Genomic DNA, 26,149 nt, shown 5'->3' with positions numbered 1-26,149 from the left:
TCTTGCCGTTCCCCCCGGCTCTGATATACGCGCGGCCATGTCCACCAATCGCCCCGCCCTACCCCCAGAAATCGCCCGCCGCCGGACCTTTGCGATCATCTCGCACCCCGACGCCGGCAAGACGACTCTCACCGAGAAGTTCCTGCTCTATGGCGGCGCAATCCAGATGGCCGGCCAAGTGCGCGCCAAGGGCGAGGCACGGCGCACCCGCTCGGACTTCATGCAGATGGAGAAAGACCGGGGCATTTCCGTTTCGGCTTCGGCGATGTCTTTCGACTTCGGCAACTACCGCTTCAACCTCGTCGACACGCCCGGCCACAGCGACTTCTCCGAAGACACCTACCGCACCCTCACAGCGGTGGATGCCGCAGTGATGGTGATCGACGGGGCCAAGGGCGTCGAGAGCCAGACGCAAAAGCTCTTCGAGGTCTGCCGCCTGCGCGACCTGCCGATCCTGACCTTCTGTAACAAGATGGACCGCGAGAGCCGCGACACCTTCGAGATCATCGACGAGATCCAGGAGATGCTGGCAATCGACGTGACCCCGGCAAGCTGGCCCATCGGCGTTGGCCGCGATTTCCTCGGCTGCTACGACATGATCCACAACCGGCTGGAACTGATGGACAGGGCCGACCGCAACAAGGTGGCCGAGAGCATCAAGATCGAAGGGCTGGACGACCCCAAGCTGGCAGAGCACATCCCCGGCGACCTGCTGGAAAAACTGCTCGAAGAGGTCGAAATGGCCTCCGAACTTCTGCCCAAGCTGGACCCGCAGGCGCTGGCCGAAGGCACGCTCACCCCCATCTGGTTCGGCTCCGCGATTAACTCCTTCGGCGTCAAAGAGCTGATGGACGGCATCGCCGAATACGGCCCCGAGCCGCAGCCCCAAAGCGCCGAGCCGCGCCAGATTTCGCCTGAGGAAACAAAGGTTTCCGGCTTCGTCTTCAAGGTTCAGGCGAACATGGATCCAAAGCACCGCGACCGCGTGGCCTTCCTCCGCCTCGCCTCCGGCCACTTCCAGCGCGGCATGAAGCTGACCCATGTGCGCACCAAGAAGCCAATGGCCGTGAGCAGCCCCGTGCTGTTCCTCGCTTCCGACCGTGAACTGGCCGAAGAGGCCTGGGCGGGTGACATCATCGGCATCCCCAACCACGGCCAGCTGCGCATCGGCGACACGCTCACCGAAGGCGAGGCGCTCAAGGTCACCGGCATCCCCTCCTTCGCGCCCGAACTGCTGCAAAACTGCCGCGCGGGCGATCCGATGAAGGCTAAACACCTCGACAAGGCCCTGATGCAATTCGCCGAAGAAGGTGCTGCCAAAGTGTTCAAGCCCACCTTCGGCTCGGGCTTTATCGTCGGCGTCGTCGGGCAGCTGCAATTCGAGGTTCTGGCAAGCCGCATCGAGATGGAATACGGCCTCCCGGTCCGCTTCGAGCCCTCGCAATTCACCTCGGCCCGCTGGGTCAACGGCCCGAAAGACGCCGTGGAAAAGTTCGCTGCCGCCAACAAGCAGCACATGGGCGAAGATAACGACGGCGATCTCGTCTATCTCACCCGCCTGCAATGGGATATCGACCGGGTCGAACGCGACTACCCCGATGTGAAGCTCACCGCGACCAAGGAAATGATGGTCTGACGGCTTGATTCGCGGCCAGTAATGCTTAATTTATTGACGCGACGTCATTTGACATCGCGCGGTCCGCTCTGGCGGAGGCCCCAGCAACATTACGGTTGCTTCAGGCCCCCAATTTGCCCCTGACGGATCCGCTCCGGCACCCCTTCCCCCGCATTTTTCGGCGGCAAGGGAAACAAGTAATTTTAAAATGAAAGGACATTCCCATGAGTTCAGGAATCTGGTTCGGCCTCGCCGGCAGCTTCGGCGGCCATGCCGTAATCTGGGGCCGCAACACCATGTACGGCACCTTTTACTCCCTCGACAGCCACAAATCCTACTTCGAGATCGAGAGCGTCCGCGACAGATGGGGCCCCGGCCTCGGCGGCGGCATCGGTCTTGATTTCTACGTCATCTCCAACGTCCCCGACCCGTGGAAGTTGCATGGCCATTCCACCTCGGGGTGGGATTTCAACATCTCGATCGGTGCCAAATGGGGCGGCATCATCAAGGCGCTCGGCAAGTCTCAGAAGATGGCCAAGGTCATCAAAAAGTTGGCAGACAGCAAAGGCCTCACGGCAGGCGCCCTTAAACAGGCGTCCAAGATGGAGCTGGATGATTACGCCGAAGTGGCCAAGAAGGCCCGCGAGATCGCCAACAACATGCCGGCCAAGGGCAAAAAGCCGTCGATCATGAACGTGGGCATCCCCGTCACCCCGGGGCTGGAGCTGAGCCTCTTCGCCCAATACGGCACATGGAACGTGCTGAACTACAGAAAGTAGCGCCACCCCCCGGTCCGGCGGCTCTCTGCCGCCGGATCAGCAGGGCCTTTGACACCGACTTCACGTTGACGGGACGCGAAACTGCCGGCCCCCGCAGCATTTCCTCCACCTCGCGCACGCCGCCGCGCTGCACGATCAGGCTGTGCAGGTTTTCAAATCCCCGCGCCCGTTCAACCGCCTCCCCCAAACCCGCACGCGCGGGCCGGGACGGCAGCAGAAACAAGCAGGCGGGGGCGGCGAGCAGGGTGCGGCGTGTCAGCATGACCGTAAGATTGGCGCATCCCCGCCGCAGGCCAACAAACCTTTCCGTGAGCGCGTAGGCATCTGCGTCCGGTTGCGTAGAATGCAATGAGGAGACAGATCAGATGCCCATACTCACACGCCGCACCTTGCTTGCCAGCCTCGCCGCCTTCGCCGCCGCCCCGGGCCTGCCCGCCCACGCGGGCACCACCCTCCGGCGCGATGTGCCCTATGGCCCGCATGCCCTACAACGCTACGACGTCTACATGCCCGAGGGCGCCTCTGCCGCGCCGCTTATCGTGTTTCTGCACGGCGGCGGCTGGGCCTTCGGCGACAAGGGCAATGAGAATGTCTGGAAAGCCAAATCCGCCCATTGGAACGGGCGCGGTGTGGGCTTCGTCTCGGTCAACACCCGCCTCCTGCCCGAGGCCGACCCGATGCAGCAAGCCGCCGACCTTGCCCGCGCCCTCTCACACATCCAGCAAAGTGCCCCCGGCTGGGGGGGCGACCCGCACCGCCTTGCGCTCATGGGCCACTCCGCCGGGGCACATCTGGTGGCGCTGCTCGGCGCCGACCCGGGCCTTGCCCGCCGCTGGGGGGCAGAGCGTTGGCGCGCCACCGTCGCGCTGGACTCGGCGGTTTATGACACCGCGCGCACCATGGCCCGCAGGCCGAGCCGCCTCCACACACGCGCTTTCGGCACCAGCCGCGCCTTCTGGGAGGAAGCCTCGCCCTATGCCCGCCTCGGCCCCACCGCCACGCCCTTCCTGCTCGTCGCCTCCACCAAGCGCCGCGCGGCCCTCTCGGCGGCCCGCAACTTCGCCCGCGCCGCCAAGGCCCGGAAGGTCGAGGCCGAGGTGCTTGAGCTGGATTATTCCCACGCCGCCATCAACGCCGCCCTCGGCATGGGCGGTACCTATACGCAAGCCGTCGATGCCTTCCTCGCCCGCCACGGCGTCGCCTGATTGACCTCGGCCAAAATCTGCGCTAGGTCGCGCCAAGCCCCACGATGCGCGTGGCGGCACGCGCGGGGCGCCCGATGACTGCGTCCCAATCCCGCGAAGGATGACCTTCGCAAGATACGGACGTACATGACAAAATTCAGTGACCTGAAGCTGGACCCAAAGGTCCTTAAAGCCGTCGAAGATGCCGGCTACGAAACCCCTACCCCCATTCAGGCCGGTGCGATTCCGCCCGCGCTCGAAGGGCGCGACGTGCTCGGCATCGCCCAGACCGGCACCGGCAAGACCGCCAGCTTCACCCTGCCGATGATCTCGCTGCTCAAGCGTGGCCGTGCCCGTGCGCGGATGCCGCGCTCCCTCGTGCTGGCCCCGACCCGCGAACTCGCCGCTCAGGTGGCCGAGAACTTCGACATCTACGCCCAGCACACCAAGCTCACCAAGGCCCTGCTCATCGGCGGCGTCTCCTTTGGCGAGCAAGACAAGCTGATCGACCGTGGCGTCGACGTGCTCATCGCCACCCCCGGCCGCCTGCTCGACCATTTCGAGCGCGGCAAGCTGCTGCTGACCGGCGTGCAGATCATGGTGGTCGACGAGGCCGACCGGATGCTCGACATGGGCTTCATCCCCGATATCGAGAAGATCTTCCAGCTCACGCCCTTCACCCGGCAAACCCTGTTCTTCTCCGCCACCATGGCGCCCGAGATCGAGCGGATCACCAACACCTTCCTCTCCAATCCCGAGAAGGTCGAAGTGGCACGCGCCGCAACAACCGGCGAGAACATCAAGCAGGGCGTGCTGATGTTCAAACCCTCCCGCCGCGACCGTGCCGCCACCGAAAAGCGCAAGGTTCTGCGCGGCTTGATCGACGGCGAGGGCGAGGCCTGCACCAACGCGATCATCTTCTGCAACCGCAAGGTCGATGTGGATGTGGTCGCCAAGTCACTCAAGAAATACGGCTATAACGCCGAGCCGATCCACGGCGACCTTGACCAATCCCAGCGGATGAAAACCCTCGCGGGCTTCCGAGATGGCACGATCCGCTTCCTCGTGGCCTCCGACGTCGCCGCCCGCGGGCTCGACATTCCGGCGGTGTCCCACGTTTTCAACTACGACGTGCCCAGCCACGCCGAAGACTATGTGCACCGCATTGGCCGCACCGGCCGTGCCGGGCGCTCCGGCACCGCGCTGATGATCTGCTCGCCCGCCGATGAGCGTAATCTGGGCGATATCGAGCGCCTCGTGCAAAGCGAGATCCCCCGCCTCGATGCCCCCGCAGGCACCCCGGCCCCGAAAGCCGAGCCAGAGGCCGAGGCAACCGAAGAAAAGCCCAAGCGCACCCGCACCCGGTCGCGCCGCAAAAAAGAAGAAACGCCTGAAGAGGCCCCGGCTGAAGCCCCTGCGGCTGAAGAGCCCGCAGCAGCGCCCGCTGCCGAGACTGCGCCCGAAGAACCCCGCGAACCGCGCCGCCGCTCCCGCGGTGGCCGTGGCCGCAGCGACCGTGGCGGTGATCGGTCTGAGCGTGGCGGTGGCAACACGCCCCAAGGCCTGGGTGATCACCTGCCGGACTTCATCGCCCGCAGCTTCGAAGACCGCTCCGAAACACCCGACCCGACGAGCTGACGCCGGGCACCCTGCCCCCTTTGGCGGCACGGCCCTCAACAGTTATCGTTGTAAGAAATACCGCGCCGAAGGCCTAACCCGCCTTCGGCGTAAAGCGTTCTGCCGCCCAGATCTTCCCCACCTGTCGCGGGCGCGGGGTCGCTCGGAGCGGGCGGGAGACTAGCCCGCGCCCGCCGCTCCCCTCAGCTCAACCGGCTGATAACAATCACAACCTCGGGCTTCTTGCCGATCTCTTCCACAGCCGTCTGCCGCACCACGCGCCGCAAGCCCTCTTCCAGCTTGTCGTCGTCCGCCAGCACCTTGTCATCGGCCCGGCCCATGAAGCCATCCGCAGCCGCTTCGATCAACTCCACAAGCGGTGCGCGCGAGCGGCCGGTTTCCGGCAGGCCAACCAGCTCGGCCCAGGGCTCACCCAGCGGCTCGTCGTTCTCATCAAGGATCAGCGTCAAAAACACCTGCCCGTTCAGCGCCACCCTTATCCGGTCCCGCACCACGCCATCGAGCGCGCCAATCTTCACCGAGCCATCCAGATAGGTCCGCCCGGTCTCGATGTATTCCACGATCTCGGGCTTCGGGCCGGTCAGGTCCACCATCGAGCCGTTCACCGCCACAATCGACGGAATGCCCTTGGCCTCACCCACCTTCGCATGCTCGCGCAGCATCCGGTGCTCGCCATGCATGGGGATCAGCATCGTCGGGTGCATCAGGTCATGCATCGCCTCTAGGTCGGGCCGGTTGGCGTGGCCGGACACGTGATAAAGATCGCTCCGGTCGTCGATCACATCCACGCCCATCTCCGAGAAGGAGTTGACGATGCGCAGCACGCCGCGCTCGTTGCCCGGAATGGTTTTGGACGAAAACAGGAAGGTATCACCCTCCTTCATCGTCAGCCCCAAGAACTTGCCGCGCGCCAGCTGCGCCGATGCTGCCCGCCGCTCGCCCTGCGAGCCGGTCACGATCAGCATGAGGTTCTCGCGCGGAATATCCACAGCCTCCTCGGGCGTCACCGTGTGCGGAAACTTCTCCAGCACGCCGGTATCAATCGCCACCGATACCATCCGCTTCATCGCGCGGCCCAGCAGGCAAACCGATCGGCCCGCCTTTGCGCCCGCCTCGGCCAGCGTCTTCACCCGCGCCACGTTGGAGGCAAAGGTGGTGCAAACAATCATGCCCTCCGCATTTTCCACCAACTCGATGATCGCCGGCGGCAGCGTGGCCTCCGAGCGGCCCGGATGCGGGCTCATGATGTTTGTGCTGTCGCAGGTCAGCGCCTGCACGCCGGGCTTGGCAACCTCGTTCCAAAGCTCCGGGTCAAAGGCCTCACCCACCACCGGGTTGCCATCGAGCTTGAAGTCGCCAGTGTGCACAACCCGGCCCGCCGGGCTGTCAATCACCAGCCCCGAGCTTTCGGGGATCGAGTGGCTCACCGGCAGGAAAGACACCTTGAACGGCCCCGCCTCGATCATCTCCGGGTAAGGACCAACCGCATTCACATGCTCCACGTCCTGCCCCTGCTCATCCATCTTCCGCACCGCCAGCGCCGCGGTGAAGCGGCGGCAGTAGACCGGCGCGCGCAAATCGGCCCAGAAGTGGCCAATGCCGCCCACATGGTCTTCATGGCCATGGGTGATAAAGATCGCGTCCAGCCGGTCGCGGTTTTCCTTCAGCCATGTCATGTCGGGAAAGATCAGATCCACCCCCGGGGTGCCGTCCATATCGGGGAAGGTCACGCCGATATCGACAAGGATCAGCCGCTCCGCCCCCGGCTTGCCGTAGCCGTAGACATAGGCATTCATCCCCACTTCCCCGGCCCCGCCGAGGGGGAGGTAGATCAGCCGTTCTTTGCTCATTCACTAAGCCTCTGGTTATGCGCATGGATCACTGTCAGCCCATGCATTGTCAGATCGTCTTCAAACGCGTCAAAGCGGGCATGGCCCATCTGGAACAGCGGCGCAAGGCCACCGGTGGCGATCACCCGCATCTCGCGCCCGTATTCACCCTTGATCTGGTCGCAAATGCCGTTGACGAGGCCGACATAGCCCCAGAACACGCCAGATTGCATGCAGGCCACCGTATTGGTGCCAATCACCCGCTCGGGCTTGGTGACATCCACATGCGGCAGGGCGGCGGCGGCCATATGCAACGCTTCGAGGGAAAGGTTGACGCCCGGCGCAATGACCCCGCCCACATAGGCCCCATCCTCGGCCACCACGTCAAAGGTCGTCGCAGTGCCAAAATCCACCACAATCAGGTCGCCCCCGTGCCGGTCAAAGGCACCCGCCGTGTTCACCAGCCTGTCCGGCCCCACGGCCACGCCTGCATCTACCCGGGGCGGCACCGGCAGGGCGCATTCCGGCTTGCCCACCACCATCGGGCGGCAATTGAAGTAACGGTCCGAGAAGACCCGCAGGTTGAACACCACGCGCGGCACCGTCGATGAGATAATCACCGCGTCGATATCCACCGCCACCTTGCGATGCTCCATCAACTGGCTGAACCACACCCAATACTGATCCGCCGTGCGCTGATGCTCGGATGAGGTGCGCAGGGTCGCCACAAAGCGCGTCCCGTCCCAAATCGAAAACACCGTGTTGGTGTTGCCGCAGTCGATGCAAAGCAGCATTCCCGCCCCTCTCAGAAAAAGACCTCGCCCGCCGCGATGCCGCGCAGGCCGGTCTTGGTTTGAAGCTGAAGGTAGCCCATTTCGTCGATGGTTTTGAAGGTGCCGGTCAGCGCCTCTCCGGGCAGCCGCGCCGTGATCACCTCGCCCAGCCGCGCCGCCCGGTCGAGCCATGCGCGGCGGATGGGGGCAAAGCCATGGGTGGCAAAGCTGGCCTCATGGCGGGCGTAGGCGGGGGCCAGAGCGTCCAGAAACTCCTCCGGCGTCACCCGCCCCCCGGCTTCCTGCGCCAAGGCCACCGGCCGCACCGCGCCGGGCTCCACCTCGCCCACATCGGGCGGTTCAATCAGGTTGACCCCAATGCCAATCAACAGCCCGTCCAGCGTGCCATCAGGCCGTGGCCCGAGGCTCTCCAACAGAATACCCGCCACCTTGCCGCCATTCAGCAGCACATCATTCGGCCATTTCAGCGAAAGCCCATCAGGCCGCCCGGTGACGGCGACAAAGGCATCAAACAGCGCCAGCGCCGCCACAAAGCTGCGTTGCGCCGCCGCCTGCGCCGTGCCGGGGTTTGGCAGCGCCAATGTTGCAGTGAAGGCCCCCTCCGGGTTTGCCCAAGGCCGCCCGCGCCGCCCGTGCCCGCCGGTCTGGCGATGGGCCAGCACCCACACCGGCCCCGCGTAGCCCGCAAAACCATCGCGGGCCACCATCATAGTTGAAGGACAGCTCGGAAGAACGATCCGGCCCGCGTCAGTTGACAAGTGTCGCCGCCGCCGCCGCCGCGTAGCCGTCCACCCCGAAGAGGTTGACGATACCGAGCACCATGATCGCCGCCGCAGCCACGAGGAAGCCAAAGGTCAACGGGCTCATATGGCCCTCCACCGGCTCTACGCTCTCTTCGCCGAAATACATGTAGTAAACGATCCGCAGGTAGTAGAACGCGCCAATCACGCTGGCCACCGCACCGGCCACCGCAAGCCATGCCATGTTGGCATCCACCGCAGCCCGCAGCACCGCGAACTTGCCGAAGAACCCGAGCAGCGGCGGAACGCCAGCGAGGGAGAACATCAGCACCAGCAGCGCCAGCGCCTTCACAGGCTCCCGGCTGCCAAGCTGGCGCATGCTGTCAATCGCGGTGATGTGCCGCCCGTCGCGCTCCATGCTGAGGATGAAGGCGAAGGTGCCGATGTTCATGGTCACATAGATCGCCATGTAAATCAGCATCGCCGTCACGCCCTGCTCGGTGCCCGAGGCGAGCCCCACAAGCGCGTAGCCCATATGGGCTATGGAGGAATAGGCCATCAGCCGCTTGATGTCGCGTTGCCCAACAGCGGCGATGGAGCCGAGGAACATCGACAGAACAGCCAGCAGCGCAAGGATCTGGGCCCAGTCGCCGGTGGCATTGCCGAAGGCATCATGCAGCACGCGGGCAAACAGCGCCATGGCTGCCACCTTGGGCGCGGTCGCAAAGAAGGCTGTTATCGGTGTCGGCGCGCCCTCGTACACGTCCGGCGTCCACATGTGGAACGGCACGGCGCTGATCTTGAAGGCGAGACCCGAGATGATGAAGACAAGGCCAATGAGCAGGCCAAGCGGCATCTCGCCCTCGCCCGCCGCTGCGATGATCCCGGCAAACTGCGTGGTGCCCGCGTAGCCGTAGGTCAGCGAGGCGCCATAGAGCAGCAGGCCCGAAGACAGTGCGCCCAGAACGAAGTATTTCAGGCCAGCTTCGGTGGATTTCACCCCGTCGCGCCGGATCGCGGCCACCACGTAGAGCGCGAGCGATTGCAGCTCCAGCCCCATGTAAAGCGCCATCAGGTCGCCCGCCGACACCATCAGCATCATGCCGACAACCGCAAGCACCACCAGAACCGGGTATTCAAACTTGAGCAAGCCACGGCGCGCCATGAACTCCTGGCTCATCATCAGCACGCAGGCCGCGCTGACGAGGATCACCACCTTGGCGTAGCGGGCAAAGCCATCGTCAATGAAGAGGCCGCCAAAGGCCGTGCGGTCATTCCCGCCCGACATCAGCACCCAGACGGCCACGGCAATCATCACCGCGCTGGCCGCCCATGTGAGCGTGCCGGCCATGCCGTCCTTCTCGGTGTAGACGGCGCCAATCAGCGCAGCCATCGCGAAGAGCGAAAGGAAGATCTCCGGCAGGAGAATGGCTAGATCGGTCGAAATCATCAGTGGTCTCCCGTTTCCGCCACTTGGGTCGTGGGGCTGAAGTCCGCCACGGCCGTCTCGTATTTACCCACCAGCGCCTCAACCGAAGGGCCGATGATATCTGTCACCAGCGCCGGGTAGACACCCAGCAACAGGGTCATCACCACCAGCGGCGCAAAGATCGCGCGCTCGCGGCGCGACATGTCGGTGATGGTCTTCAGGCTTTCCTTGATCAGGTCGCCCAGCACCACCCGGCGGTAGAGCCAGAGCGCATAGGCCGCGCTGAGGATCACGCCCGAGGTCGCAAAGAGCGCCACCCATGTGTTCACCTGGAAGATGCCCATCAGCACGAGGAACTCGCCGATAAAGCCCGAGGTGCCCGGCAGGCCCACGTTAGCCATGGTGAAGAAGCAGAAGATCAGCGCATAGGCCGGCATCCGGTTAATGAGGCCGCCATAGGCGTCAATCTCGCGGGTGTGCATCCGGTCGTAGATCACGCCAACGATGAGGAAGAGCGCGCCCGAGATGAAGCCGTGGCTGATCATCTGGAAGATCGCACCGTCAATCCCCTGCTGGTTGGCGGCAAAGATACCCATGGTCACATAGCCCATGTGCGCCACCGAGGAGTAAGCGATCAGCTTCTTCATGTCCTCCTGCGCCAGCGCCACCAGCGAGGTGTAGACGATGGCGATGGCGCTCATCCAAAAGACAAGCGGTGCCAGCACATCCGAGCCCACGGGGAACATCGGCAGCGAGAAGCGGAGAAAGCCATAGCCCCCCATCTTCAGCAGGATCGCCGCCAGCACCACCGAACCCGCCGTGGGCGCCTGCACGTGCGCATCCGGCAGCCAGGTGTGCACCGGCCACATCGGCATCTTCACCGCAAAGCTGGCAAAGAAGGCGAGGAACAGCAGCGTCTGCAAGCCCCCGACGATCTGGAAGCCGAACAGGCTCATCGTTCCGGTCGAGAAGTTGTGCTGCAACAGCTGGGCAATGTCGGTCGTGCCCGCATCCACATACATCGCGATCATCGCCACCAGCATCAGCACCGAGCCGAGGAAGGTGTAGAGGAAGAACTTGAACGCCGCATAAATCCGGTTCGCCCCGCCCCAGATCCCGATGATCAGGAACATCGGGATCAGGCCCGCCTCGAAGAACAGGTAGAATAGCACCAGATCGAGCGCGCAGAAAACGCCAAGCATCAGCGTTTCCAGCAGCAGGAAGGCAATCATGTATTCCTTCACCCGCACCTTCACATTCCACGCCGACCAGATGGTCAGCGGCATCAGGAAGGTGGTGAGCATGACGAAGAGCACCGAAATGCCGTCCACGCCCATCTTGTACTTCAGCCCCATCAGCCACTCGCGCTCTTCCACAAACTGGAAGCCGGTGTCAGCCGGGTCGAACTGGGCAATCAGGAAGAGCGAAACGATGAAGGTCGCGCCAGTGGCAATGAGCGCCAGCCACTTGGCATTCTTCTGGGCCGCCGCGTCGTCACCACGCAGGAACAGCGCGAGGATCACCGCCGCGATGGCCGGGATGAAGGTGATGATAGAGAGCAGGTTGTCCATCAGTTGGCCCCTCCGGTGATAGACATCCAGGTGACAAGCACCACGATCCCCAGCACCATCGCCGCCGCATAGGCGAAGATGTAGCCGGATTGTGCGCGGCCCGCGAGCCGGGTGAAGAAGGGGATGATCCCCAGGGCAAGCCCGTTGATCCCGCCGTCAATGGTGCCGGCATCCCCCTTCTTCCAAAGGAAATTGCCGAGCCGCTGCGCGGGCTTCACGAAGATCACGTCATAGATCTCGTCAAAGTACCACTTGTTGAGCAGGAAGCGGTAAAGGATCGGCTGGTTCTCGGCCAGCTGTTTCGGGGTCTCGGGGCGGCTGATATAGAACACCCAAGCCATGCCGAGGCCAAAGAGCATCGCGAGGAAGGGCGAGAGCTTCACCCATTTCGGCACGCTATGCGCATCGTCCAAAATGGTGTTCTCGGGGCCGAAGTAGAGCGCGCCGTCACCGGGGTTGCCGCCAAAGGCCGCATGGTGCTCGGCATCCGCGCCGTGATCGTCGGTCACAACCACTTCCACGTCTTCGGGGCTGGTGGCCATCTCGGTGGCCTCGTCGCTATGCTCCTCGGCAGCGGCAGCCTCTTCGCTGTGCTCATCGGCCGCGCCGTGGCCTTCTTCCGAGGCATGAGCCTCACCGGCCAGCGGAATGCCATAGAACTTCGCCACCTGATCGGTGTGCCCAAAGAAGCTGCTCATCCAGATCATACCCGCAAAGATCGCCCCAAGCGCCAGCACGCCAAGCGGCACCAGCATGGTCATCGGGCTCTCATGGGCGTGCTCGTGGGTGTGCTTGTCGCCACGTGGCTTGCCAAAGAAGGTCATGAAGATGAGCCGCCAAGAGTAGAAGCTCGTCATCGCCGCCGCGATCACCAGCAGCCAGAAGCCGAGCTGCCCGGCAGGCGTGCCCGCCGCAAAAGCGCTCTCGATGATCGCATCCTTGGAGAGGAAGCCGGCAAAGCCGATATAGGTCAGCGGAATGCCCACCCCGGTAATCGCCAACGTGCCGATCATCATCGCCCAGAAGGTCACCGGCAGCTTGTCTTTCAGCCCGCCATAGTTCCGCATGTCCTGCTCATGGTGCATCCCGTGGATCACGGAGCCCGCACCGAGGAAGAGCATCGCCTTGAAGAAGGCGTGGGTGAAGAGGTGGAACATCGCCGCCGAATACATGCCCACGCCCGCGGCTACGAACATGTAGCCAAGTTGCGAACAGGTCGAATAGGCGATCACGCGCTTGATGTCGTTCTGCACCAGCCCCACAGTCGCTGCGAAGAAGGCGGTGAAGGCACCGATGTAAACAATAAAGGTGGCCGCATCGGGGGCGAATTCATACAGCGGCGACATCCGGCACACGAGGAAGACCCCCGCCGTCACCATGGTTGCCGCGTGGATCAGCGCCGACACCGGGGTCGGGCCTTCCATCGCGTCCGGCAGCCATGTGTGCAGGAACAGCTGGGCCGATTTGCCCATCGCGCCGACGAACAGCAGGAAGCCCAGCAGGTTGGCCGCGTTCCACTCCGTCCAGAGGAAGGTGATGTTTGTTTCGGCCAGCTCGGGCGCCGAGGCAAAGATCACGTCAAAGTCGATGCTGTCCGTCAGGAAGAACAGCCCGAAGATGCCAAGGGCAAAGCCAAAGTCCCCCACCCGGTTGACCACGAAAGCCTTGATCGAGGCCGCTCCCGCGCTCGGCTTGCGGATGTAAAAGCCGATCAGCAGGTACGAGGCCACGCCCACGCCTTCCCAGCCGAAGAACATCTGCACGAGGTTGTCCGCAGTCACCAGCGCCAGCATCGCGAAGGTGAAGAACGACAGATAGGCAAAGAAGCGCGGCCGATAGCTCTCTCCCTCGCGGAAGTGCTCGTCATGGGCCATGTAGCCAAAGGAATAAAGGTGCACGAGGCTGGACACGGTGGTGACAACGATCAGCATGATCGCCGTCAAACGGTCCAGCCGGATCGCCCAATCGGTGCTCAGGCTCCCGCTCTCGATCCACCGCATGATGGTGATCTGCTCGGTCTGCCCGTCAAAGCTGAAAAAGACGATCCAGCTCAGGATGGCCGACAAAAACAGCAAGCCCGTGGCAATGACCATGCCCGCCTTCTCGCCAACGATCCGCCAGCCGAAGCCGCAGATGATGGCGCCGACGAGTGGCGCGAAGAGGATGATGGTTTCCATGGCCCCTTACCCCTTCATGTTGTTGACGTCTTCCACCGCGATCGTGCCACGGTTGCGGAAGAAGCAGACGAGAATGGCGAGGCCGATGGCAGCCTCTGCGGCGGCAACGGTCAGCACGAAGAGGGTGAAGATCTGGCCCGTCAGGTCGCCGAGAAAGGCGGAGAAGGCGACGAGGTTGATATTCACTGCCAGCAGCATCAGCTCGATCGACATCAGAATGATGATCACATTCTTCCGGTTGAGGAAGATGCCGAAGATGCCGATGACGAACAGCGCCGCCGCGACAGTCAGGTAGTGTTCCAGTCCGACCATCAGTTAAAGGTCTCCATCCTGAAGCGTTTCTTGCCGTTGCGCATGGCGGGGAAGGCCGCCGCACAGCCGCAGGTTTCTTTTCGGGCAGCCCCAACCGAAGCGCCGAGCGATTTGCGCCCGATCCGCCGGGCCATGTCGTCAAAGCTGTAGCTGCGCTTGTCGTCAACAACCCGCTTCAACTCCTGCTGCACCCGGTCGCGCTGCGAAAACTTGCGTGTCTTGCCGTCGCAAAAGCCCCGGGTTTCCTCCTCGCAGGCCGAGCATGCTTTGATCTGCTTGCCGCTCGCGCAGGCGGTCACAACAACCGCGCGGGTGCAGTCGCCACCAACGCAGGTTTCCACCACATGGCTCACGATGCCTTTGCCAACCAGCGCATGACGGCTGGCATGATAGGAGCCGACAGCGCCAAGCTGGCGGTTGCACTGCTCCAGCGTTAGCGCCGCAACGGGGCCAGCCGAAGTGGCCAGCGCGGTGAGGGTCATGGCAACCATCGCTCTCAAACCCCCTGCCCCAAACGCACGGCCCGGCGCATGCGCCAGCGCCGCACCGCCCGCAGCACAGCCACACCGGCCAGCGCCTTGAGGGCCCAGAGCGCGACAAAGCCGCCAACGCCGACCGAGGCCAGCATCATGTGCCAAAGGTCCAGCATCAAAGCCCCTGCCCCGGTTTCACGTCGATCACTTCCATCGCCTCGGCCGGATCGCGATACATCTGCGCCAGCACGTCCTGCCGCTTCACGTCGGTGCGGTGGCGCAGGGTCAGCACGATGGCACCGATCATGGCAACCAGCAGGATCAGGCCCGCGATCTGGAACAGCAGAAAATACTGATCGTAGATCACCAAGCCAAGCAGGCCGGTGTTGGGGTTGTTGGTCGGGGTGATCTCGCCAAGGCTGCCCGCCACGGCCACGCCATCGGCAGAGACCCATGCGCCATAAACCATGCCCAGTTCCATCAACAGCACCACGCCGATCACGGCGGCAAGCGGCACGTATTTGGCCATCTCGCCGCGCAGCTCGGCAAAGTCCACATCCAGCATCATCACGACGAAGAGGAACAGCACCGCCACCGCGCCGACGTAAACAATCACCAGCAGCATGGCCACAAACTCGGCCCCCAGCAGCACAAAGAGCGCGGCGGCGCTGAGGAAGCTCAGGATCAGCCAGAGCACCGAATGCACCGGGTTGCGGCTGACCACTACGAAGAAGCCCGCCACGACCACGATGATCGCAGCCACGTAAAAGGCAAAGTCAGCGACCGTCATGCGCCCTCTCCCTTGGTTTTCTGAATTTCGGCCTGCGCCAGTTCCATCGCCTTGGTCATGGCCGGCACACCGCCGAACATGCTCATCATCGCGATGACCTCGGCCACCTCTTGCGGGCTTGCGCCAGCCTCAAGTGCGTGGCGCACCGTCAGCGTAATCTGGTCTTCCGCCTGCGCCCCCAACACCGTGAGGGCCGCCAGCGTCACCAGCAGACGGGTGCGCGCGTCCAGCCCCTCGGGGTTGAAGGTCTTGCCCATCCACATTTCCATCATGTCCTTGGGCATGGTGGGCATGAAATCCCCCATCCCGGGCATCTTGAAGGAGGTAAGATCAGGATTGACGTTCTTCGCCATCTCCTGCCCCTGCTCCATGAGCTGCTGGAAAAGCTTGTTGAAATCACTCGTCATCCTGCGGCCTCCTCTTCGGCCTCGAAGACCTCCATCGCCGCATTCAGCGCGTTGATCGCCGCCGGAAAGCCGCCATACATCGCCATCTGAAAGATGATCTCGGCAATCTCCTCCCGGCTGGCCCCGGCCTTGCGCGCCGAGGCAACATGCACCTTGAGTTGCGGGCGGGTCTGCCCGCCAAGAGCCGTCAGCCCTGCGACAGTCGCCAGAAACCGGGTTTTGTCATCGACAACACCGCGATTGTAGAAATGCCCCCAAGGCACCTCGACCATGCTGCGCGACATGCCCGGAAGCAGCGCATCATAGCGCTCGCGCAGCACCTCTTCGAGACCGGGGTTGAAGGTCTCGGAAATGGGCTTGCCGCGCGCGTAGGCGTCTTCGCCGTTATGCTCGTTGTCGAGGCTCATCGGTAAGGCGCATCCAGCTCCAGATTGCGGGCAATCTCGGCCTCCCAGCGCTCGCCATTCGCCAGCAGCTTGTCCTTGTCGTAGAACAGCTCTTCACGGGTCTCAGTGGCGAATTCGAAGTTGGGCCCTTCCACGATCGCATCCACCGGGCAGGCTTCCTGGCAGAAGCCGCAGTAGATGCACTTGGTCATGTCGATGTCATAGCGCGTGGTGCGGCGCGAGCCATCTTCGCGAGGCTCGGCATCAATCGTGATCGCCTGTGCCGGGCAGATCGCCTCGCAGAGTTTGCAGGCGATGCAACGCTCCTCGCCGTTGGGGTAGCGGCGCAGCGCGTGCTCGCCCCGAAAGCGCGGGCTGAGCGGCCCTTTCTCATGCGGATAGTTCACCGTCGCCTTGGGCGCGAAGAAGTACTTCAACCCAAGCCGAAAGCCCGCAATCCAGTCGGACAGCAGGAAGTACTTTGTGGCGCGGTTCCAGTCGATCTGGGTCATTTGGGCTCCGTCATCCCCGCAGGTTGAAATCGCTGCGCATGTTGGGCGCGTTCTTCATCTTCTCCGCCTGCTCCTTCATCTCGGCAAAGGGGTCGATCCCCCTCAGCGAGCAATGAAGCGCGTGCAGCACGCCGGTAAAGTCATCCACGCTCACCAGCGCCGGCGTCTTAACCTTCTCGGCCAGATGGGCAAACCACTGGTTCACCACCTCGCCCGTCTTGGCCAGCTGCGAGCCCTCAAGCTGCGGCAGGTCATAGCCAAGCCGCTCCTGCGCCAGCCAGTTGTTCACAACCATCCCGGTGGTCTCCGGGTTGATCTGGTCCCACTTCGGTTTGCTCTCGCCAAAGCTGCCCAGCATCACCGTCCGAAACGTACCCGCCTCGGAATAGATCGTCTGATGCGGCGCCTCCTCCATCCAGGTGGCAATGGCCTCCGCCGGGGTCTGTTCCTCTTCGCTCATGGTTTACCCTCCCATCGCAAACCGCGCCCAGAAGGCACCGAAGACTTCGAACTTGGCGAGGAAGGCAACGAGCACCACCCAGGCCAGCGAGAACGGCAGAAACACTTTCCAGCCGATCCGCATGAGTTGGTCGTAGCGATAGCGCGGGGTGATCGCCTTGATCATCGAGAAGATGAAGAAGAAGAAACACATCTTCAGCACCATCCAGAGGATGCCATCAGGCAGCCCCGGAATGGGCGAGAGCCAGCCACCGAAGAACAGCAGCGTGACCAGAGCGCACATAAGCACCACCGCCACAAGCTCGCCAATCATGAAGAGCAGGAAGGGGGTGGAGGAATATTCAACCTGATAGCCCGCCACCAGCTCCGATTCTGCCTCGGGCAGGTCAAACGGTGGGCGGTTGGTTTCAGCCAGAGCCGAGATGAAGAACAGGAACACCATCGGGAAGTGCGGCAGCCAGTACCAGCCCAGCAGCCCCCAGCCGGTGTCTTGCGCGGCAACGATGGAGCCGAAGTTCATCGAACCGGTCGACAGGATCACGCCGATGATGATCAGGCCGATGGAAACCTCGTAGCTGATCATCTGCGCAGCAGAGCGGAGCGAGCCGAGGAACGGATACTTCGAGTTCGAGGCCCAGCCGCCCATGATCACGCCGTAAACCTCCAGCGAGGAAACGGCGAAGACGTAGAGGATGGCCACGTTGATATCGGCCAGCACCCACCCGTCATTGAACGGAATCACCGCCCAGGCAATCAGCGCCATCACGAGGCTGACCATGGGGGCGAGGAAGAACACCGCCTTGTCGGCTCCGGCGGGCACCACGATCTCTTTCACGATGTATTTGCCGAAGTCCGCAAAACTCTGCAGCAGACCGAAAACGCCCACAATGTTCGGGCCTTTGCGCATCTGGACAGCCGCCCAGATCTTGCGGTCGGCATACATCAGGAAGGCCAGTGCCACCATCAGCGGGATCACCAAAAGCAGCACCTGCCCTACGGTCAGAAGGACGATGCCAAATCCGGTGTTGGTGAAGAAATCTGCCATTCTGCCTTACGTCCTCAAACCGTGGGTATGCCCCGAGCCTTGCAATCCTCAACCGCCACTTCCGCGTCGATATTGGTTGGCCCGCTCGGGAGCGCTGGCGATATGGTGTAAACAGCATCCGCCCGCCAAAGGCCAGCCTCTTCGGCCACTCTTGTGCGGACGTGACGCACGAAGCCGTAGCCCCGGATCAACGTGTATTGCGCGGCAGCGCAGAGGGCATATTCCTCCACATCCACCTCGTCGCGCGCACCCTTCATCTCAACGATGAAACCCACCAGTTCGCCATCCAGAAGGCGGGTTTCGATGCCCTGATACTCCGGCTCAAACGGCAGCGCCCGGCGGCCAACCACCTCGGGCAACGCATCGCCCTCGGGGTTGTCAAAGGCAATGCCATGGCCCTCGGGGCGGCTTTCCCCGCACCCGGCCAGCAGCGCCGCCGCCAAAAGAGCCGAAAGCCCCCGCACCCGGCTTACTCCGCAGCCAACGGGGCATTGCGCCGCGCTTTGGTGCCAGCAGAAAGCTCGGCCATCACTTCGGAGGCCCGTGCGACCGGGTTGGTCAGATAGTGATCCTTGATCGCGGCCACAAACTCGGCCTCGCCGAGCGTGCCCTCGTCGAGCGGCTGCCATTCATTTTCCGGCACCGCATCGACGCCTGCCAGATGGGGCACCTCCGCCACCAGCGCCTGACGGAGCTGCGCAAGGCTGTCCCACGGCTGGGCCTCGCCCTCCATCTGTGCCGAAGCGGCCCGCAGGATCGCCCAGTTTTCCTTCGCCTCACCCGGCGGGAAGCCCGCGCGGAAGGCCAGCTGCGGGCGGCCCTCGGTGTTGACGAACAGCCCGTTTTCTTCGGTCCATGCCGCGGCAGGCAGGATCACATCGGCGCGGTGTGCGCCCCGGTCGCCGTGGCTGCCTTGGTAAATCACGAACGGACCGTCAGCGATGTCGACCTCGTCAGCCCCGAGGTTCCAGATCACCTCGGCCCCGTCGATCGCGGCGTCCAGGCCACCCTCGGTCACAGCAGCCACATCCATCGCGCCCACGCGGGAGGCGGCGGTGTGCAGCACCAGCAGTTTGCCTGCGCCCACCGCTTTCATCGCGGCGCCCAGCACGGCAGCGCCATCGGCCTCGCGCAACGCGCCCTGCCCGATCACCACCAGCGCACCTTCTGCCGCCTCATCCAATTTGGAGAGCGCGGCCCGGTCTGTGCCGAGGTGCGTGTAATCATAAGTCAGATCCACAGCCTGACCGACGAGCGAAACCTCCGCCCCATTGAGCCAAGCCTTGCGAATCCGCGCGTTCAGCACCGGTGCCTCGGCGCGCGGGTTGGTGCCGATCAGGATGATGGACTTGGCAGCATCGATATCTTCAATGCGTGCCGTGCCAGCATAGCCCGAGCGGTTGCCTGCGGGCAGCTTGGCGCCATCGGTCCGGCACTCCACCGTGCCGCCTCGGCTCTCCACCAGCTGTTTCAGCGCAAATGCCGCCTCTACCGGGGCCAGATCGCCAACCAAACCGGCAATCTTCTTGCCCTTGGTCGCTTCGCTCACCTTGGCCAGCGCCTCGCCCCAGCTTGCGGGCCGCAGCTTGCCGTTCTCGCGAATGTAGGGCTTGTCGAGTCGCTGGCGGCGCAGCCCGTCCCAGACAAAGCGGCTCTTGTCCGAAAGCCACTCCTCGTTCACCCCGTCATGGTTGCGTGGCAAAATGCGCATCACTTCGCGGCCCTTCACATCCACCCGGATGTTGGAGCCAAGCGCATCCATCACGTCGATCGACTCAGTCTTGGTCAGCTCCCACGGGCGGGCGGTGAAGGCATAGGGCTTGCTCACAAGAGCGCCCACCGGGCACAGGTCGATGATGTTGCCCTGCAACTCGCTGTCCAGCGTCTCGCCCAGATAGCTGGTAATCTCCGCATCCTCACCCCGGCCGGTCTGGCCCATCTGGGTGATGCCGGCCACCTCGGTGGTGAAGCGCACGCAGCGGGTGCAGCTGATGCAGCGGGTCATGTGGGTTTCGACCAGCGGGCCGAGGTTCAGATCGTCCACCGCACGCTTTGGCTCGCGATAGCGCGAAAAGTCCACGCCATAGGCCATCGCCTGATCCTGCAGGTCGCACTCGCCGCCCTGATCGCAAATCGGGCAATCCAGCGGGTGGTTGATGAGCAAAAACTCCATCACCCCCTCGCGGGCCTTCTTCACCATCGGAGAGTTGGTTTTTACCACCGGCGGCTCACCGTCCTTGCCGGGGCGCAGGTCTTTCACCTGCATGGCGCAGCTGGCGGCGGGCTTAGGCGGGCCGCCCACCACTTCCACCAGACACATCCGGCAGTTTCCGGCAATCGACAGGCGTTCATGGTAACAGAAACGCGGAACCTCAATCCCGGCTTGCTCACAAGCCTGAATGAGCGTCATCGCGCCCTCTACCTCAACTTCTTTGCCGTCAATGATGATCTTGCGCAGGTCGCTCATGCGGGGCCCTCTTGGCTGCCCCGAACCGGCACCTGCCATGGGCCCCTGCCCCGCCGCGCCGCATCCGGGTGATGCTGCGCTCTTGTAGGCGTCTCGGGGGGTGAGTTTCAACCCTCACGCCCCCGAAAAATCCTTAACACTCGCCACGCCTTATCCGCATCGCCGCGGCGCAGCGCAAATGCGCTTTATCGCGCCCGCATCAGGTTCCCGGCCTGGGTCTTTGCGGCAATCTCTTCGCGGCCCAGCTTGCAATAGCTCGCCGTGCTGCCATCAACCCCCTTGGAGCGCATGTAGTCGCGCGCCTTGCCGACAAGCCGCGCCTTCTGCGCCTTGTCATCCACATAGGCGTCGATCTCATCATCGCTGAACCCTTCGGCCCGCGCCTGCTTTTTAAGGGAATTCAAAAAGCTATAGCCCCGGAGCGTGCGGGCAGAGATATCTGGGCATTTCTCCGAAATCTCCAACGCGATGCCCACCGAGATCAGCCCGCCGTTCACCGCCTTGCTGTCCGCCAGCGATTTTGCCGCCGCCGCGCCGGAGAATCCCAGCGCCACCATCACCGCAATAACCGCGCCGCCCAATAACTTGCCTGCATGTCTCATTACATTCACCTTCTCTGTCCGTTTCGGGCGCATTTGCGCCTCGGCTTCGGTAAACCAGATGGGGCCAGAGCAGTGGCTATGCAATAACAAGGCCCATGTCATCCGCTGACAGAGCCTCACATACCCTTGATTCTGTTGGAGTTTGGCGAAAAGCCGCTATTGCGGGCGAGGCCAGCGCCGCAGCGCGAGGCTCAGCACCAGAAGCGCGCCCAGAAGCGAGCAGATCGGGTAGGCCAAGAAGATGAGCTCGTGCGGCAGGTCAAAGGAACTACTCAAGGCCCGCAGGATGTAGGGCGCGCCCCACGCCAAAAACAGGAAGCCGAGGCCGTAAGCCACAGCCTCCCCCACCGCACGCCCCGAGCGAAGCGCAATCAGTGCAATCGCCCCCGACAGGATCAGCATCGAGAGTACGCTGATGCCCTGAACCACAAGGACGAGGCCGCTGGTCATTCGGCGGCAATCGCGCCGCGCTTGCTGGCAATCCGATCTTCGATCACATCGCGGAAGTTCTTGATAAGCCCCTGAATCGGCCAGGCCGCCGCATCGCCGAGGGCACAAATCGTGTGGCCTTCAACCTGCTTGGTCACGTCAAAGAGCATGTCGATCTCTTCCACGCTGGCCTCGCCTTTCACCAGACGGTCCATCACGCGCATCATCCAGCCCGTGCCTTCACGGCAGGGGGTGCACTGCCCACAGGACTCGTGCTTGTAAAACTTGCTCAAGCGCCAGATCGCCTTGATGATATCGGTGCTCTTGTCCATCACGATCACAGCCGCCGTGCCAAGGCCAGAGCCCAGCTCGCCGCGCAGGTAATCAAAGTCCATGATGGCGTCTTTCATGTGCTCGCCGCGCACGCAGGGCACCGAAGAGCCGCCCGGAATCACCGCCAGCAGGTTGTCCCACCCGCCGCGAATACCGCCGCAATGCTTCTCGATCAGCTCCTCGAAGCTGATGCTCATCGCCTCTTCCACCACGCAGGGGTTGTTCACATGGCCCGAAACCGCAAACAGCTTGGTCCCGGCATTGTTCTGACGTCCAAACCCGGCAAACCACGCCCCGCCCCGCCGCAGGATCGTCGGCACCACGGCAATCGATTCCACGTTGTTCACCGTGGTCGGGCAGCCATAAAGGCCGGCCCCGGCAGGGAACGGCGGCTTCATCCGCGGCATGCCCTTCTTGCCCTCAAGGCTCTCCAGCAGCGCAGTTTCTTCGCCGCAGATGTAGGCCCCGGCGCCGTGGGCGAGGAAAATGTCGAAGTCCCAGCCAGAGCCAGAGGCATTCTTGCCCACCAGACCGGCGTCATAGGCCTCGTCGATCGCGGCCTGAAGCGCCTCGCGCTCGCGGATGTATTCACCGCGGATGTAAATGTAGCAGGTGTGCGCGTTCATCGCGAAGCTGGCAATCAGGCAACCCTCGATAAGCGTATGCGGATCGTGGCGCATGATCTCGCGGTCCTTGCAGGTGCCCGGCTCCGATTCGTCCGCGTTCACAACGAGGTAGGCAGGCCGCCCGTCGCTTTCCTTGGGCATGAAGCTCCACTTCAGCCCGGTCGGAAAGCCCGCGCCGCCCCGGCCCCGCAGGCCACTGGCCTTCATCTCGTCGATGATCCAGTCGCGGCCCTTCTTGATCAGGTCAGCCGTATTGTCCCAATGCCCACGCGCCTGCGCGCCCTTTAAGGTGCGCTCATGCATCCCGTAGATGTTGGTAAAAATGCGGTCGCTGTCCTGCAACATGGGCTGGCTCCAAATTCGGCTTCGCAATTCGGGAGATAGCTGAACCCCCGCGCCAATGCCAGAGGGTTCTGGCACCGACAGATTGACATTTCCCTGCCCCGTGGCGTCGCGCCCCCGGGGCCGGTGTTACTTTCGGCGCCGCCACATTGCGGCAAGGTTGACCATGGCAAAGACGAAGCAGGCCATGGCCACGAGGTAGATCAGCAGCTCAAACCGCGCCGCCAGCCCCAGTTTCACCACCAGCCACGGGGCCAGTATCGCCAGCACCCCAGCGGCTGCGATGAGCAGCGCAATCCGGCGACCGGTACGGGCAAAGGCCTTCTCTTCCTCCGGGCTCACGCGCGCCGCCTCAGTAGACGTCGCCCTTCTTCACCCGGCCCGAAAACTCGGTCTCGCCCCCGCTGGCCAGTGTCTTGGCCTGGCCAACCCAATCGTCGCGGCGCACGCGGCCCCGGAAACCTTCCAGATTGTCGTCAACCCAGTCGACCTCGGCCTCGCTCCACCGCGAAATCTGGTCGAAATGGTAAAAGCCCATGGAGTGCAGCAGTTTTTCCAGCTTCGGTCCCACGCCCTTGATGGCCTTGAGGTTGTCGGGCTTGCCGCCGCGCGGCGAGGCCAGCGTGCCCGGCTTCTCGCCAACAGTTGGCTGCTGCGCACCGTCGCCGCCCTTGTCTTTCTCAACTTCGGGGCCCTTGCCCGCAGCCCCGTCCTTGACGGCTTCCGTGCCGTCTTCGGTGGGCTGCTCCGTGCTGCTGCCCGCCGTTTCGGCCTCGGCGCCCGCCTTGGGGCCGGGCTTTGCGGCATCGGCATCGGAGGCCTTGTCACCGTCGGTCGAGCTTGCGTCTGCGCCGCTCGCACCGGCAGGTGCTGTCGCCTGCCCTTTCGCATCGTCAGAGCTTTTGCCCGCATCGGCGGCGCGCTCGGCATCGCCTGCACCACCCACCTTCTGATGATCGGCCTCCGCAGCCTCGGCAGCCGCCTCCTGCTTCGCGGGCGACCCTTTCACATCGGTGTTTTCCCATCCCGCGGCCTCGGCCCGGGCGCGGCTGGTGGGCGTGGCATTCTTGCCCGCCCAAGGCGTCAGCAGCGGCACTTCGGTGCCGTCGATCCGCTTCACCGTATCGCCAATATCGGTCGCCAGTTGCACACTGGCGTTGTATTTCGTCTTGCCGCTCTCATGCTCGGTCAGGCTGGTCAGCCCGCTCAGCGGTTCGGCGGCATAGCGGCCATTCTGCGGCCCCGGCACCGGAACCTTGCCCGCGCGCAGCTCTTCGATGATCTCGCCAAACCGCTCGGCGGTGAGGTCCTCGTAATAATCCTTGCCGATCTGCGCCATCGGCGCATTGGCGCAGGAGCCGAGGCATTCGACCTCTTCCCAGCTCAGCTTGCCGTCTTCCGAAATCTCATGCGGGTTCGCTGCAATCTTTTCCTTGCACACGGCCATCAGGTCTTCAGCGCCGCAGATCATGCAGCTCGTTGTACCGCACACCTGAATATGTGCAACGCTGCCAACAGGTTGCAGCTGGAACATGAAGTAAAAGCTGGCCACCTCCATTACCCGGATATCGGCCATGCCCAGCATCTTGGCGATGTGCTCAATGGCGGGCCGCGTCACCCAGCCTTCCTGCTCCTGCGCACGCCAGAGCAGCGGGATCACGGCACTGGCCTGCCGCCCCTCGGGATACTTGGTGATCTGTCCTTCCGCCCACTTCTGGTTGGCCTCGGTAAAGGCAAAGCTCTCGGGCTGGTCGTGGTAGAGGCGGCGAAGCATGGCTTACTCCGTGATCGGGAATGTCGGCATATCGTTCAGAATCGCGAACGACAGCGTGAAGGTGAAAAGCAGGAACAGCGCAACAAAGGTCGCCCCGCCCGCAACGATAGCCAGCGGATAGGCCGCCAGCGCCGACGGCACGCGCCGCGCCACGAAGATCGTGACCGACAGCGATGCAATCAGCATCAGGATAGAAACGAGCGCGGGCGTCATCGGCTCAGCGGTCCACCTCGCCGAACACGATATCCATCGTGCCGATGATGGCGGCAATATCGGCCAGCTGATGGCCCTTCGAGATGTGGTCCATCGACTGAAGGTGCAGGTAGCCCGGCGCACGCAGCTTGGCACGGTAAGGTTTGTTGGTGCCATCGGCCTTGAGATAAACGCCAAACTCCCCCTTCGGCGCTTCAACCGCGCAATACACCTCGCCCTCGGGCACGTGGAAGCCCTCGGTGTAGAGTTTGAAGTGGTGAATCAGCGCTTCCATCGACTGTTTCATCTCGCCGCGCTTCGGCGGGGTGATCTTGCCGCGCGAAAGCACATCGCCCTGCCCTTCCGGCGCGCGCAGCTTTTCGATGGCCTGCAGGATGATGCTGGTCGATTGCCGCATCTCCTCCATCCGCACGAGGTAACGGTCGTAGCAGTCACCGTTCTTGCCGATCGGAATCTCGAACTTGAACTCGTCGTAGCACTCATAGGGCTGAGCGCGGCGCAAATCCCAAGCCATGCCCGAGCCGCGCACCATCACACCGCTGTAGCCCCAATCCAGCACGTCCTGCTGGCTGACAACGCCAATGTCAGCGTTGCGCTGCTTGAAAATGCGGTTCTCGGTGAGCAGCCCGTCAATATCGTCCAGCCGGTTGGGGAACTTCTTCGCCCAGGCCTCGATATCGTCCAGCAACTCGGGCGGCAGATCCTGATGCACACCACCGGGCCGGAAATAGGCCGCGTGCAGCCGCGCACCGCAGGCCCGCTCGTAAAAGATCATCAGGTCTTCGCGTTCCTCGAAGCCCCAGAGCGGCGGGGTCAGCGCACCCACGTCCATCGCCTGCGTGGTCACGTTGAGCAGGTGGTTCAGCACCCGGCCAATTTCGGAAAACAGCACGCGGATCAGGCTGGCGCGGCGCGGCACAGGCGTGCCCGTCAGCTTTTCGATGGCGAGGCACCAAGCGTGCTCCTGATTCATCGGGGCCACATAGTCGAGCCGGTCGAGATAGGGCAGGTTCTGCAGGTAGGTGCGGCTTTCCATCAGCTTTTCGGTGCCGCGATGAAGCAGCCCGATATGCGGGTCGCACCGCTCCACAATCTCGCCGTCCAGCTCCAGCACAAGCCGCAAAACCCCGTGCGCCGCAGGGTGTTGCGGGCCGAAGTTGATGTTGAAGTTGCGGATCTGCTGCTCGCCTGTCAGCGCGTCCTCAAAGCCTTTGCCATCCATG

General features: G+C 63.3%; 28 protein-coding genes. 4 read left to right on the top strand and 24 right to left on the bottom strand.

Annotation, left to right across the window (positions count from 1 at the left end; genetic code table 11):
• Window positions 1–37 precede the first annotated feature (37 nt).
• The 4 genes from ACXAG6_RS10960 to ACXAG6_RS10945 all read left to right on the top strand — a co-directional run bounded on the left by ACXAG6_RS10960 (window position 38) and on the right by ACXAG6_RS10945 (window position 5,216).
• Entirely contained in the window at window positions 38–1,636 is a 1,599-nt protein-coding gene (locus ACXAG6_RS10960) for a peptide chain release factor 3 (RefSeq protein WP_475337549.1), read from the top strand.
• Window positions 1,637–1,839: 203 nt separating this feature from the next.
• A complete protein-coding gene (locus ACXAG6_RS10955; RefSeq protein WP_475337548.1) occupies window positions 1,840–2,394 on the top strand; it encodes a hypothetical protein in 555 nt (184 codons plus the stop codon).
• 365 nt (window positions 2,395–2,759) lie between these two features.
• Window positions 2,760–3,599, top strand: coding sequence for an alpha/beta hydrolase (locus ACXAG6_RS10950; RefSeq protein WP_475337546.1), 840 nt, complete (start codon window positions 2,760–2,762; stop codon window positions 3,597–3,599).
• A 126-nt stretch (window positions 3,600–3,725) separates the two neighbouring features.
• Window positions 3,726–5,216: a DEAD/DEAH box helicase gene (locus tag ACXAG6_RS10945; RefSeq protein ID WP_475337545.1), complete on the top strand. Its 1,491-nt coding sequence runs from the start codon at window positions 3,726–3,728 to the stop codon at window positions 5,214–5,216.
• 182 nt (window positions 5,217–5,398) lie between these two features.
• Here the strand turns inward: ACXAG6_RS10945 and ACXAG6_RS10940 are convergent, their stop codons facing one another.
• The 24 genes from ACXAG6_RS10940 to ACXAG6_RS10825 all read right to left on the bottom strand — a co-directional run bounded on the left by ACXAG6_RS10940 (window position 5,399) and on the right by ACXAG6_RS10825 (window position 26,148).
• Complete coding sequence (locus ACXAG6_RS10940) at window positions 5,399–7,066, bottom strand: ribonuclease J (protein WP_475337543.1); 1,668 nt, start codon at window positions 7,064–7,066, stop codon at window positions 5,399–5,401.
• Entirely contained in the window at window positions 7,063–7,839 is a 777-nt protein-coding gene (locus tag ACXAG6_RS10935) for a type III pantothenate kinase (protein WP_140013924.1), read from the bottom strand. The genes ACXAG6_RS10940 and ACXAG6_RS10935 overlap by 4 nt, the downstream gene beginning before the upstream one ends.
• Window positions 7,840–7,850: 11 nt before the next feature.
• The gene (locus ACXAG6_RS10930; RefSeq protein WP_475337541.1) at window positions 7,851–8,597 is read right to left on the bottom strand and encodes a biotin--[acetyl-CoA-carboxylase] ligase; all 747 of its coding nucleotides are present in this window, start codon (window positions 8,595–8,597) and stop codon (window positions 7,851–7,853) included.
• Window positions 8,587–10,029: an NADH-quinone oxidoreductase subunit NuoN gene (nuoN, locus tag ACXAG6_RS10925; protein WP_475337540.1), complete on the bottom strand. Its 1,443-nt coding sequence runs from the start codon at window positions 10,027–10,029 to the stop codon at window positions 8,587–8,589. The genes ACXAG6_RS10930 and nuoN overlap by 11 nt, the downstream gene beginning before the upstream one ends.
• Window positions 10,029–11,579 carry an NADH-quinone oxidoreductase subunit M gene (locus ACXAG6_RS10920; RefSeq protein ID WP_140013921.1) on the bottom strand — a complete coding sequence of 517 codons (1,551 nt, stop codon included), beginning with the start codon at window positions 11,577–11,579 and terminating at the stop codon, window positions 10,029–10,031. The genes nuoN and ACXAG6_RS10920 overlap by 1 nt, the downstream gene beginning before the upstream one ends.
• The gene (nuoL, locus tag ACXAG6_RS10915) at window positions 11,579–13,756 is read right to left on the bottom strand and encodes an NADH-quinone oxidoreductase subunit L (RefSeq protein ID WP_475337538.1); all 2,178 of its coding nucleotides are present in this window, start codon (window positions 13,754–13,756) and stop codon (window positions 11,579–11,581) included. Before nuoL ends, ACXAG6_RS10920 begins: the two co-directional genes overlap by 1 nt.
• A gap of 6 nt (window positions 13,757–13,762) precedes the next feature.
• Window positions 13,763–14,068, bottom strand: a complete 306-nt coding sequence (nuoK, locus tag ACXAG6_RS10910; RefSeq protein WP_140013919.1) for an NADH-quinone oxidoreductase subunit NuoK — start codon at window positions 14,066–14,068, stop codon at window positions 13,763–13,765.
• Window positions 14,068–14,559 (bottom strand): hypothetical protein, encoded by a 492-nt coding sequence (locus ACXAG6_RS10905; RefSeq protein ID WP_475337536.1) that lies wholly within the window; start codon window positions 14,557–14,559, stop codon window positions 14,068–14,070. The genes nuoK and ACXAG6_RS10905 overlap by 1 nt, the downstream gene beginning before the upstream one ends.
• A gap of 5 nt (window positions 14,560–14,564) precedes the next feature.
• Window positions 14,565–14,717: a hypothetical protein gene (locus ACXAG6_RS10900; RefSeq protein WP_475337535.1), complete on the bottom strand. Its 153-nt coding sequence runs from the start codon at window positions 14,715–14,717 to the stop codon at window positions 14,565–14,567.
• The gene (locus ACXAG6_RS10895) at window positions 14,717–15,331 is read right to left on the bottom strand and encodes an NADH-quinone oxidoreductase subunit J (RefSeq protein ID WP_475337534.1); all 615 of its coding nucleotides are present in this window, start codon (window positions 15,329–15,331) and stop codon (window positions 14,717–14,719) included. The genes ACXAG6_RS10900 and ACXAG6_RS10895 overlap by 1 nt, the downstream gene beginning before the upstream one ends.
• Entirely contained in the window at window positions 15,328–15,738 is a 411-nt protein-coding gene (locus ACXAG6_RS10890; RefSeq protein WP_475337532.1) for a carboxymuconolactone decarboxylase family protein, read from the bottom strand. The genes ACXAG6_RS10895 and ACXAG6_RS10890 overlap by 4 nt, the downstream gene beginning before the upstream one ends.
• Window positions 15,735–16,145 carry a carboxymuconolactone decarboxylase family protein gene (locus ACXAG6_RS10885; RefSeq protein ID WP_475337531.1) on the bottom strand — a complete coding sequence of 137 codons (411 nt, stop codon included), beginning with the start codon at window positions 16,143–16,145 and terminating at the stop codon, window positions 15,735–15,737. Before ACXAG6_RS10885 ends, ACXAG6_RS10890 begins: the two co-directional genes overlap by 4 nt.
• Entirely contained in the window at window positions 16,142–16,636 is a 495-nt protein-coding gene (nuoI, locus tag ACXAG6_RS10880; protein ID WP_140013915.1) for an NADH-quinone oxidoreductase subunit NuoI, read from the bottom strand. The genes ACXAG6_RS10885 and nuoI overlap by 4 nt, the downstream gene beginning before the upstream one ends.
• Before the next feature lie 10 nt (window positions 16,637–16,646).
• Window positions 16,647–17,096, bottom strand: coding sequence for a hypothetical protein (locus ACXAG6_RS10875; protein WP_475337529.1), 450 nt, complete (start codon window positions 17,094–17,096; stop codon window positions 16,647–16,649).
• A 3-nt stretch (window positions 17,097–17,099) separates the two neighbouring features.
• Window positions 17,100–18,140 carry an NADH-quinone oxidoreductase subunit NuoH gene (nuoH, locus tag ACXAG6_RS10870; RefSeq protein WP_475337528.1) on the bottom strand — a complete coding sequence of 347 codons (1,041 nt, stop codon included), beginning with the start codon at window positions 18,138–18,140 and terminating at the stop codon, window positions 17,100–17,102.
• Between the two features lie 14 nt (window positions 18,141–18,154).
• Complete coding sequence (locus ACXAG6_RS10865) at window positions 18,155–18,499, bottom strand: hypothetical protein (protein WP_475337951.1); 345 nt, start codon at window positions 18,497–18,499, stop codon at window positions 18,155–18,157.
• 110 nt (window positions 18,500–18,609) lie between these two features.
• Window positions 18,610–20,607: an NADH-quinone oxidoreductase subunit NuoG gene (gene nuoG / locus ACXAG6_RS10860; RefSeq protein ID WP_475337526.1), complete on the bottom strand. Its 1,998-nt coding sequence runs from the start codon at window positions 20,605–20,607 to the stop codon at window positions 18,610–18,612.
• 185 nt (window positions 20,608–20,792) lie between these two features.
• Window positions 20,793–21,209 carry a DUF5333 domain-containing protein gene (locus tag ACXAG6_RS10855; RefSeq protein ID WP_475337524.1) on the bottom strand — a complete coding sequence of 139 codons (417 nt, stop codon included), beginning with the start codon at window positions 21,207–21,209 and terminating at the stop codon, window positions 20,793–20,795.
• Window positions 21,210–21,365: 156 nt separating this feature from the next.
• Window positions 21,366–21,659, bottom strand: coding sequence for a hypothetical protein (locus ACXAG6_RS10850; RefSeq protein WP_475337522.1), 294 nt, complete (start codon window positions 21,657–21,659; stop codon window positions 21,366–21,368).
• Entirely contained in the window at window positions 21,656–22,942 is a 1,287-nt protein-coding gene (nuoF, locus tag ACXAG6_RS10845; RefSeq protein ID WP_475337520.1) for an NADH-quinone oxidoreductase subunit NuoF, read from the bottom strand. Before nuoF ends, ACXAG6_RS10850 begins: the two co-directional genes overlap by 4 nt.
• Window positions 22,943–23,068: 126 nt before the next feature.
• Window positions 23,069–23,281 (bottom strand): DUF5337 family protein, encoded by a 213-nt coding sequence (locus ACXAG6_RS10840; RefSeq protein WP_140013907.1) that lies wholly within the window; start codon window positions 23,279–23,281, stop codon window positions 23,069–23,071.
• 10 nt (window positions 23,282–23,291) lie between these two features.
• Window positions 23,292–24,713: an NADH-quinone oxidoreductase subunit NuoE gene (nuoE, locus tag ACXAG6_RS10835; protein ID WP_475337518.1), complete on the bottom strand. Its 1,422-nt coding sequence runs from the start codon at window positions 24,711–24,713 to the stop codon at window positions 23,292–23,294.
• Between the two features lie 3 nt (window positions 24,714–24,716).
• Entirely contained in the window at window positions 24,717–24,926 is a 210-nt protein-coding gene (locus ACXAG6_RS10830; RefSeq protein ID WP_475337517.1) for a hypothetical protein, read from the bottom strand.
• A 4-nt stretch (window positions 24,927–24,930) separates the two neighbouring features.
• Window positions 24,931–26,148: an NADH-quinone oxidoreductase subunit D gene (locus ACXAG6_RS10825; RefSeq protein WP_475337515.1), complete on the bottom strand. Its 1,218-nt coding sequence runs from the start codon at window positions 26,146–26,148 to the stop codon at window positions 24,931–24,933.
• Window position 26,149 lies beyond the last annotated feature (1 nt).

Source organism: Vannielia sp. ABF1_015 (genome assembly GCF_056160745.1).
Note: the sequence above shows the minus strand (reverse complement) of the source record. Positions and strands in the feature narration are given on the sequence as shown.

What these genes read in the sequence shown, in the direction of transcription:
- ACXAG6_RS10895 (WP_475337534.1), bottom strand. Translation starts at nt 15,331, where the DNA reads ATGACGGTCGCTGACTTTGCCTTTTACGTGGCTGCGATCATCGTGGTC.
- ACXAG6_RS10900 (WP_475337535.1), bottom strand. Translation starts at nt 14,717, where the DNA reads ATGCTGGACCTTTGGCACATGATGCTGGCCTCGGTCGGCGTTGGCGGC.
- ACXAG6_RS10905 (WP_475337536.1), bottom strand. Translation starts at nt 14,559, where the DNA reads ATGGTTGCCATGACCCTCACCGCGCTGGCCACTTCGGCTGGCCCCGTT.
- ACXAG6_RS10875 (WP_475337529.1), bottom strand. Translation starts at nt 17,096, where the DNA reads ATGAGCGAAGAGGAACAGACCCCGGCGGAGGCCATTGCCACCTGGATG.
- ACXAG6_RS10850 (WP_475337522.1), bottom strand. Translation starts at nt 21,659, where the DNA reads ATGACCAGCGGCCTCGTCCTTGTGGTTCAGGGCATCAGCGTACTCTCG.
- ACXAG6_RS10920 (WP_140013921.1), bottom strand. Translation starts at nt 11,579, where the DNA reads ATGGACAACCTGCTCTCTATCATCACCTTCATCCCGGCCATCGCGGCG.
- ACXAG6_RS10960 (WP_475337549.1), top strand. Translation starts at nt 38, where the DNA reads ATGTCCACCAATCGCCCCGCCCTACCCCCAGAAATCGCCCGCCGCCGG.
- ACXAG6_RS10940 (WP_475337543.1), bottom strand. Translation starts at nt 7,066, where the DNA reads ATGAGCAAAGAACGGCTGATCTACCTCCCCCTCGGCGGGGCCGGGGAA.
- nuoH (WP_475337528.1), bottom strand. Translation starts at nt 18,140, where the DNA reads ATGGCAGATTTCTTCACCAACACCGGATTTGGCATCGTCCTTCTGACC.
- nuoE (WP_475337518.1), bottom strand. Translation starts at nt 24,713, where the DNA reads ATGCTTCGCCGCCTCTACCACGACCAGCCCGAGAGCTTTGCCTTTACC.
- ACXAG6_RS10855 (WP_475337524.1), bottom strand. Translation starts at nt 21,209, where the DNA reads ATGAGACATGCAGGCAAGTTATTGGGCGGCGCGGTTATTGCGGTGATG.
- nuoK (WP_140013919.1), bottom strand. Translation starts at nt 14,068, where the DNA reads ATGGTCGGACTGGAACACTACCTGACTGTCGCGGCGGCGCTGTTCGTC.
- ACXAG6_RS10885 (WP_475337531.1), bottom strand. Translation starts at nt 16,145, where the DNA reads ATGAGCCTCGACAACGAGCATAACGGCGAAGACGCCTACGCGCGCGGC.
- ACXAG6_RS10950 (WP_475337546.1), top strand. Translation starts at nt 2,760, where the DNA reads ATGCCCATACTCACACGCCGCACCTTGCTTGCCAGCCTCGCCGCCTTC.
- nuoN (WP_475337540.1), bottom strand. Translation starts at nt 10,029, where the DNA reads ATGATTTCGACCGATCTAGCCATTCTCCTGCCGGAGATCTTCCTTTCG.
- nuoF (WP_475337520.1), bottom strand. Translation starts at nt 22,942, where the DNA reads ATGTTGCAGGACAGCGACCGCATTTTTACCAACATCTACGGGATGCAT.
- nuoG (WP_475337526.1), bottom strand. Translation starts at nt 20,607, where the DNA reads ATGAGCGACCTGCGCAAGATCATCATTGACGGCAAAGAAGTTGAGGTA.
- ACXAG6_RS10825 (WP_475337515.1), bottom strand. Translation starts at nt 26,148, where the DNA reads ATGGATGGCAAAGGCTTTGAGGACGCGCTGACAGGCGAGCAGCAGATC.
- ACXAG6_RS10955 (WP_475337548.1), top strand. Translation starts at nt 1,840, where the DNA reads ATGAGTTCAGGAATCTGGTTCGGCCTCGCCGGCAGCTTCGGCGGCCAT.
- ACXAG6_RS10935 (WP_140013924.1), bottom strand. Translation starts at nt 7,839, where the DNA reads ATGCTGCTTTGCATCGACTGCGGCAACACCAACACGGTGTTTTCGATT.
- ACXAG6_RS10945 (WP_475337545.1), top strand. Translation starts at nt 3,726, where the DNA reads ATGACAAAATTCAGTGACCTGAAGCTGGACCCAAAGGTCCTTAAAGCC.
- ACXAG6_RS10890 (WP_475337532.1), bottom strand. Translation starts at nt 15,738, where the DNA reads ATGACGAGTGATTTCAACAAGCTTTTCCAGCAGCTCATGGAGCAGGGG.
- ACXAG6_RS10830 (WP_475337517.1), bottom strand. Translation starts at nt 24,926, where the DNA reads ATGACGCCCGCGCTCGTTTCTATCCTGATGCTGATTGCATCGCTGTCG.
- nuoL (WP_475337538.1), bottom strand. Translation starts at nt 13,756, where the DNA reads ATGGAAACCATCATCCTCTTCGCGCCACTCGTCGGCGCCATCATCTGC.
- nuoI (WP_140013915.1), bottom strand. Translation starts at nt 16,636, where the DNA reads ATGACCCAGATCGACTGGAACCGCGCCACAAAGTACTTCCTGCTGTCC.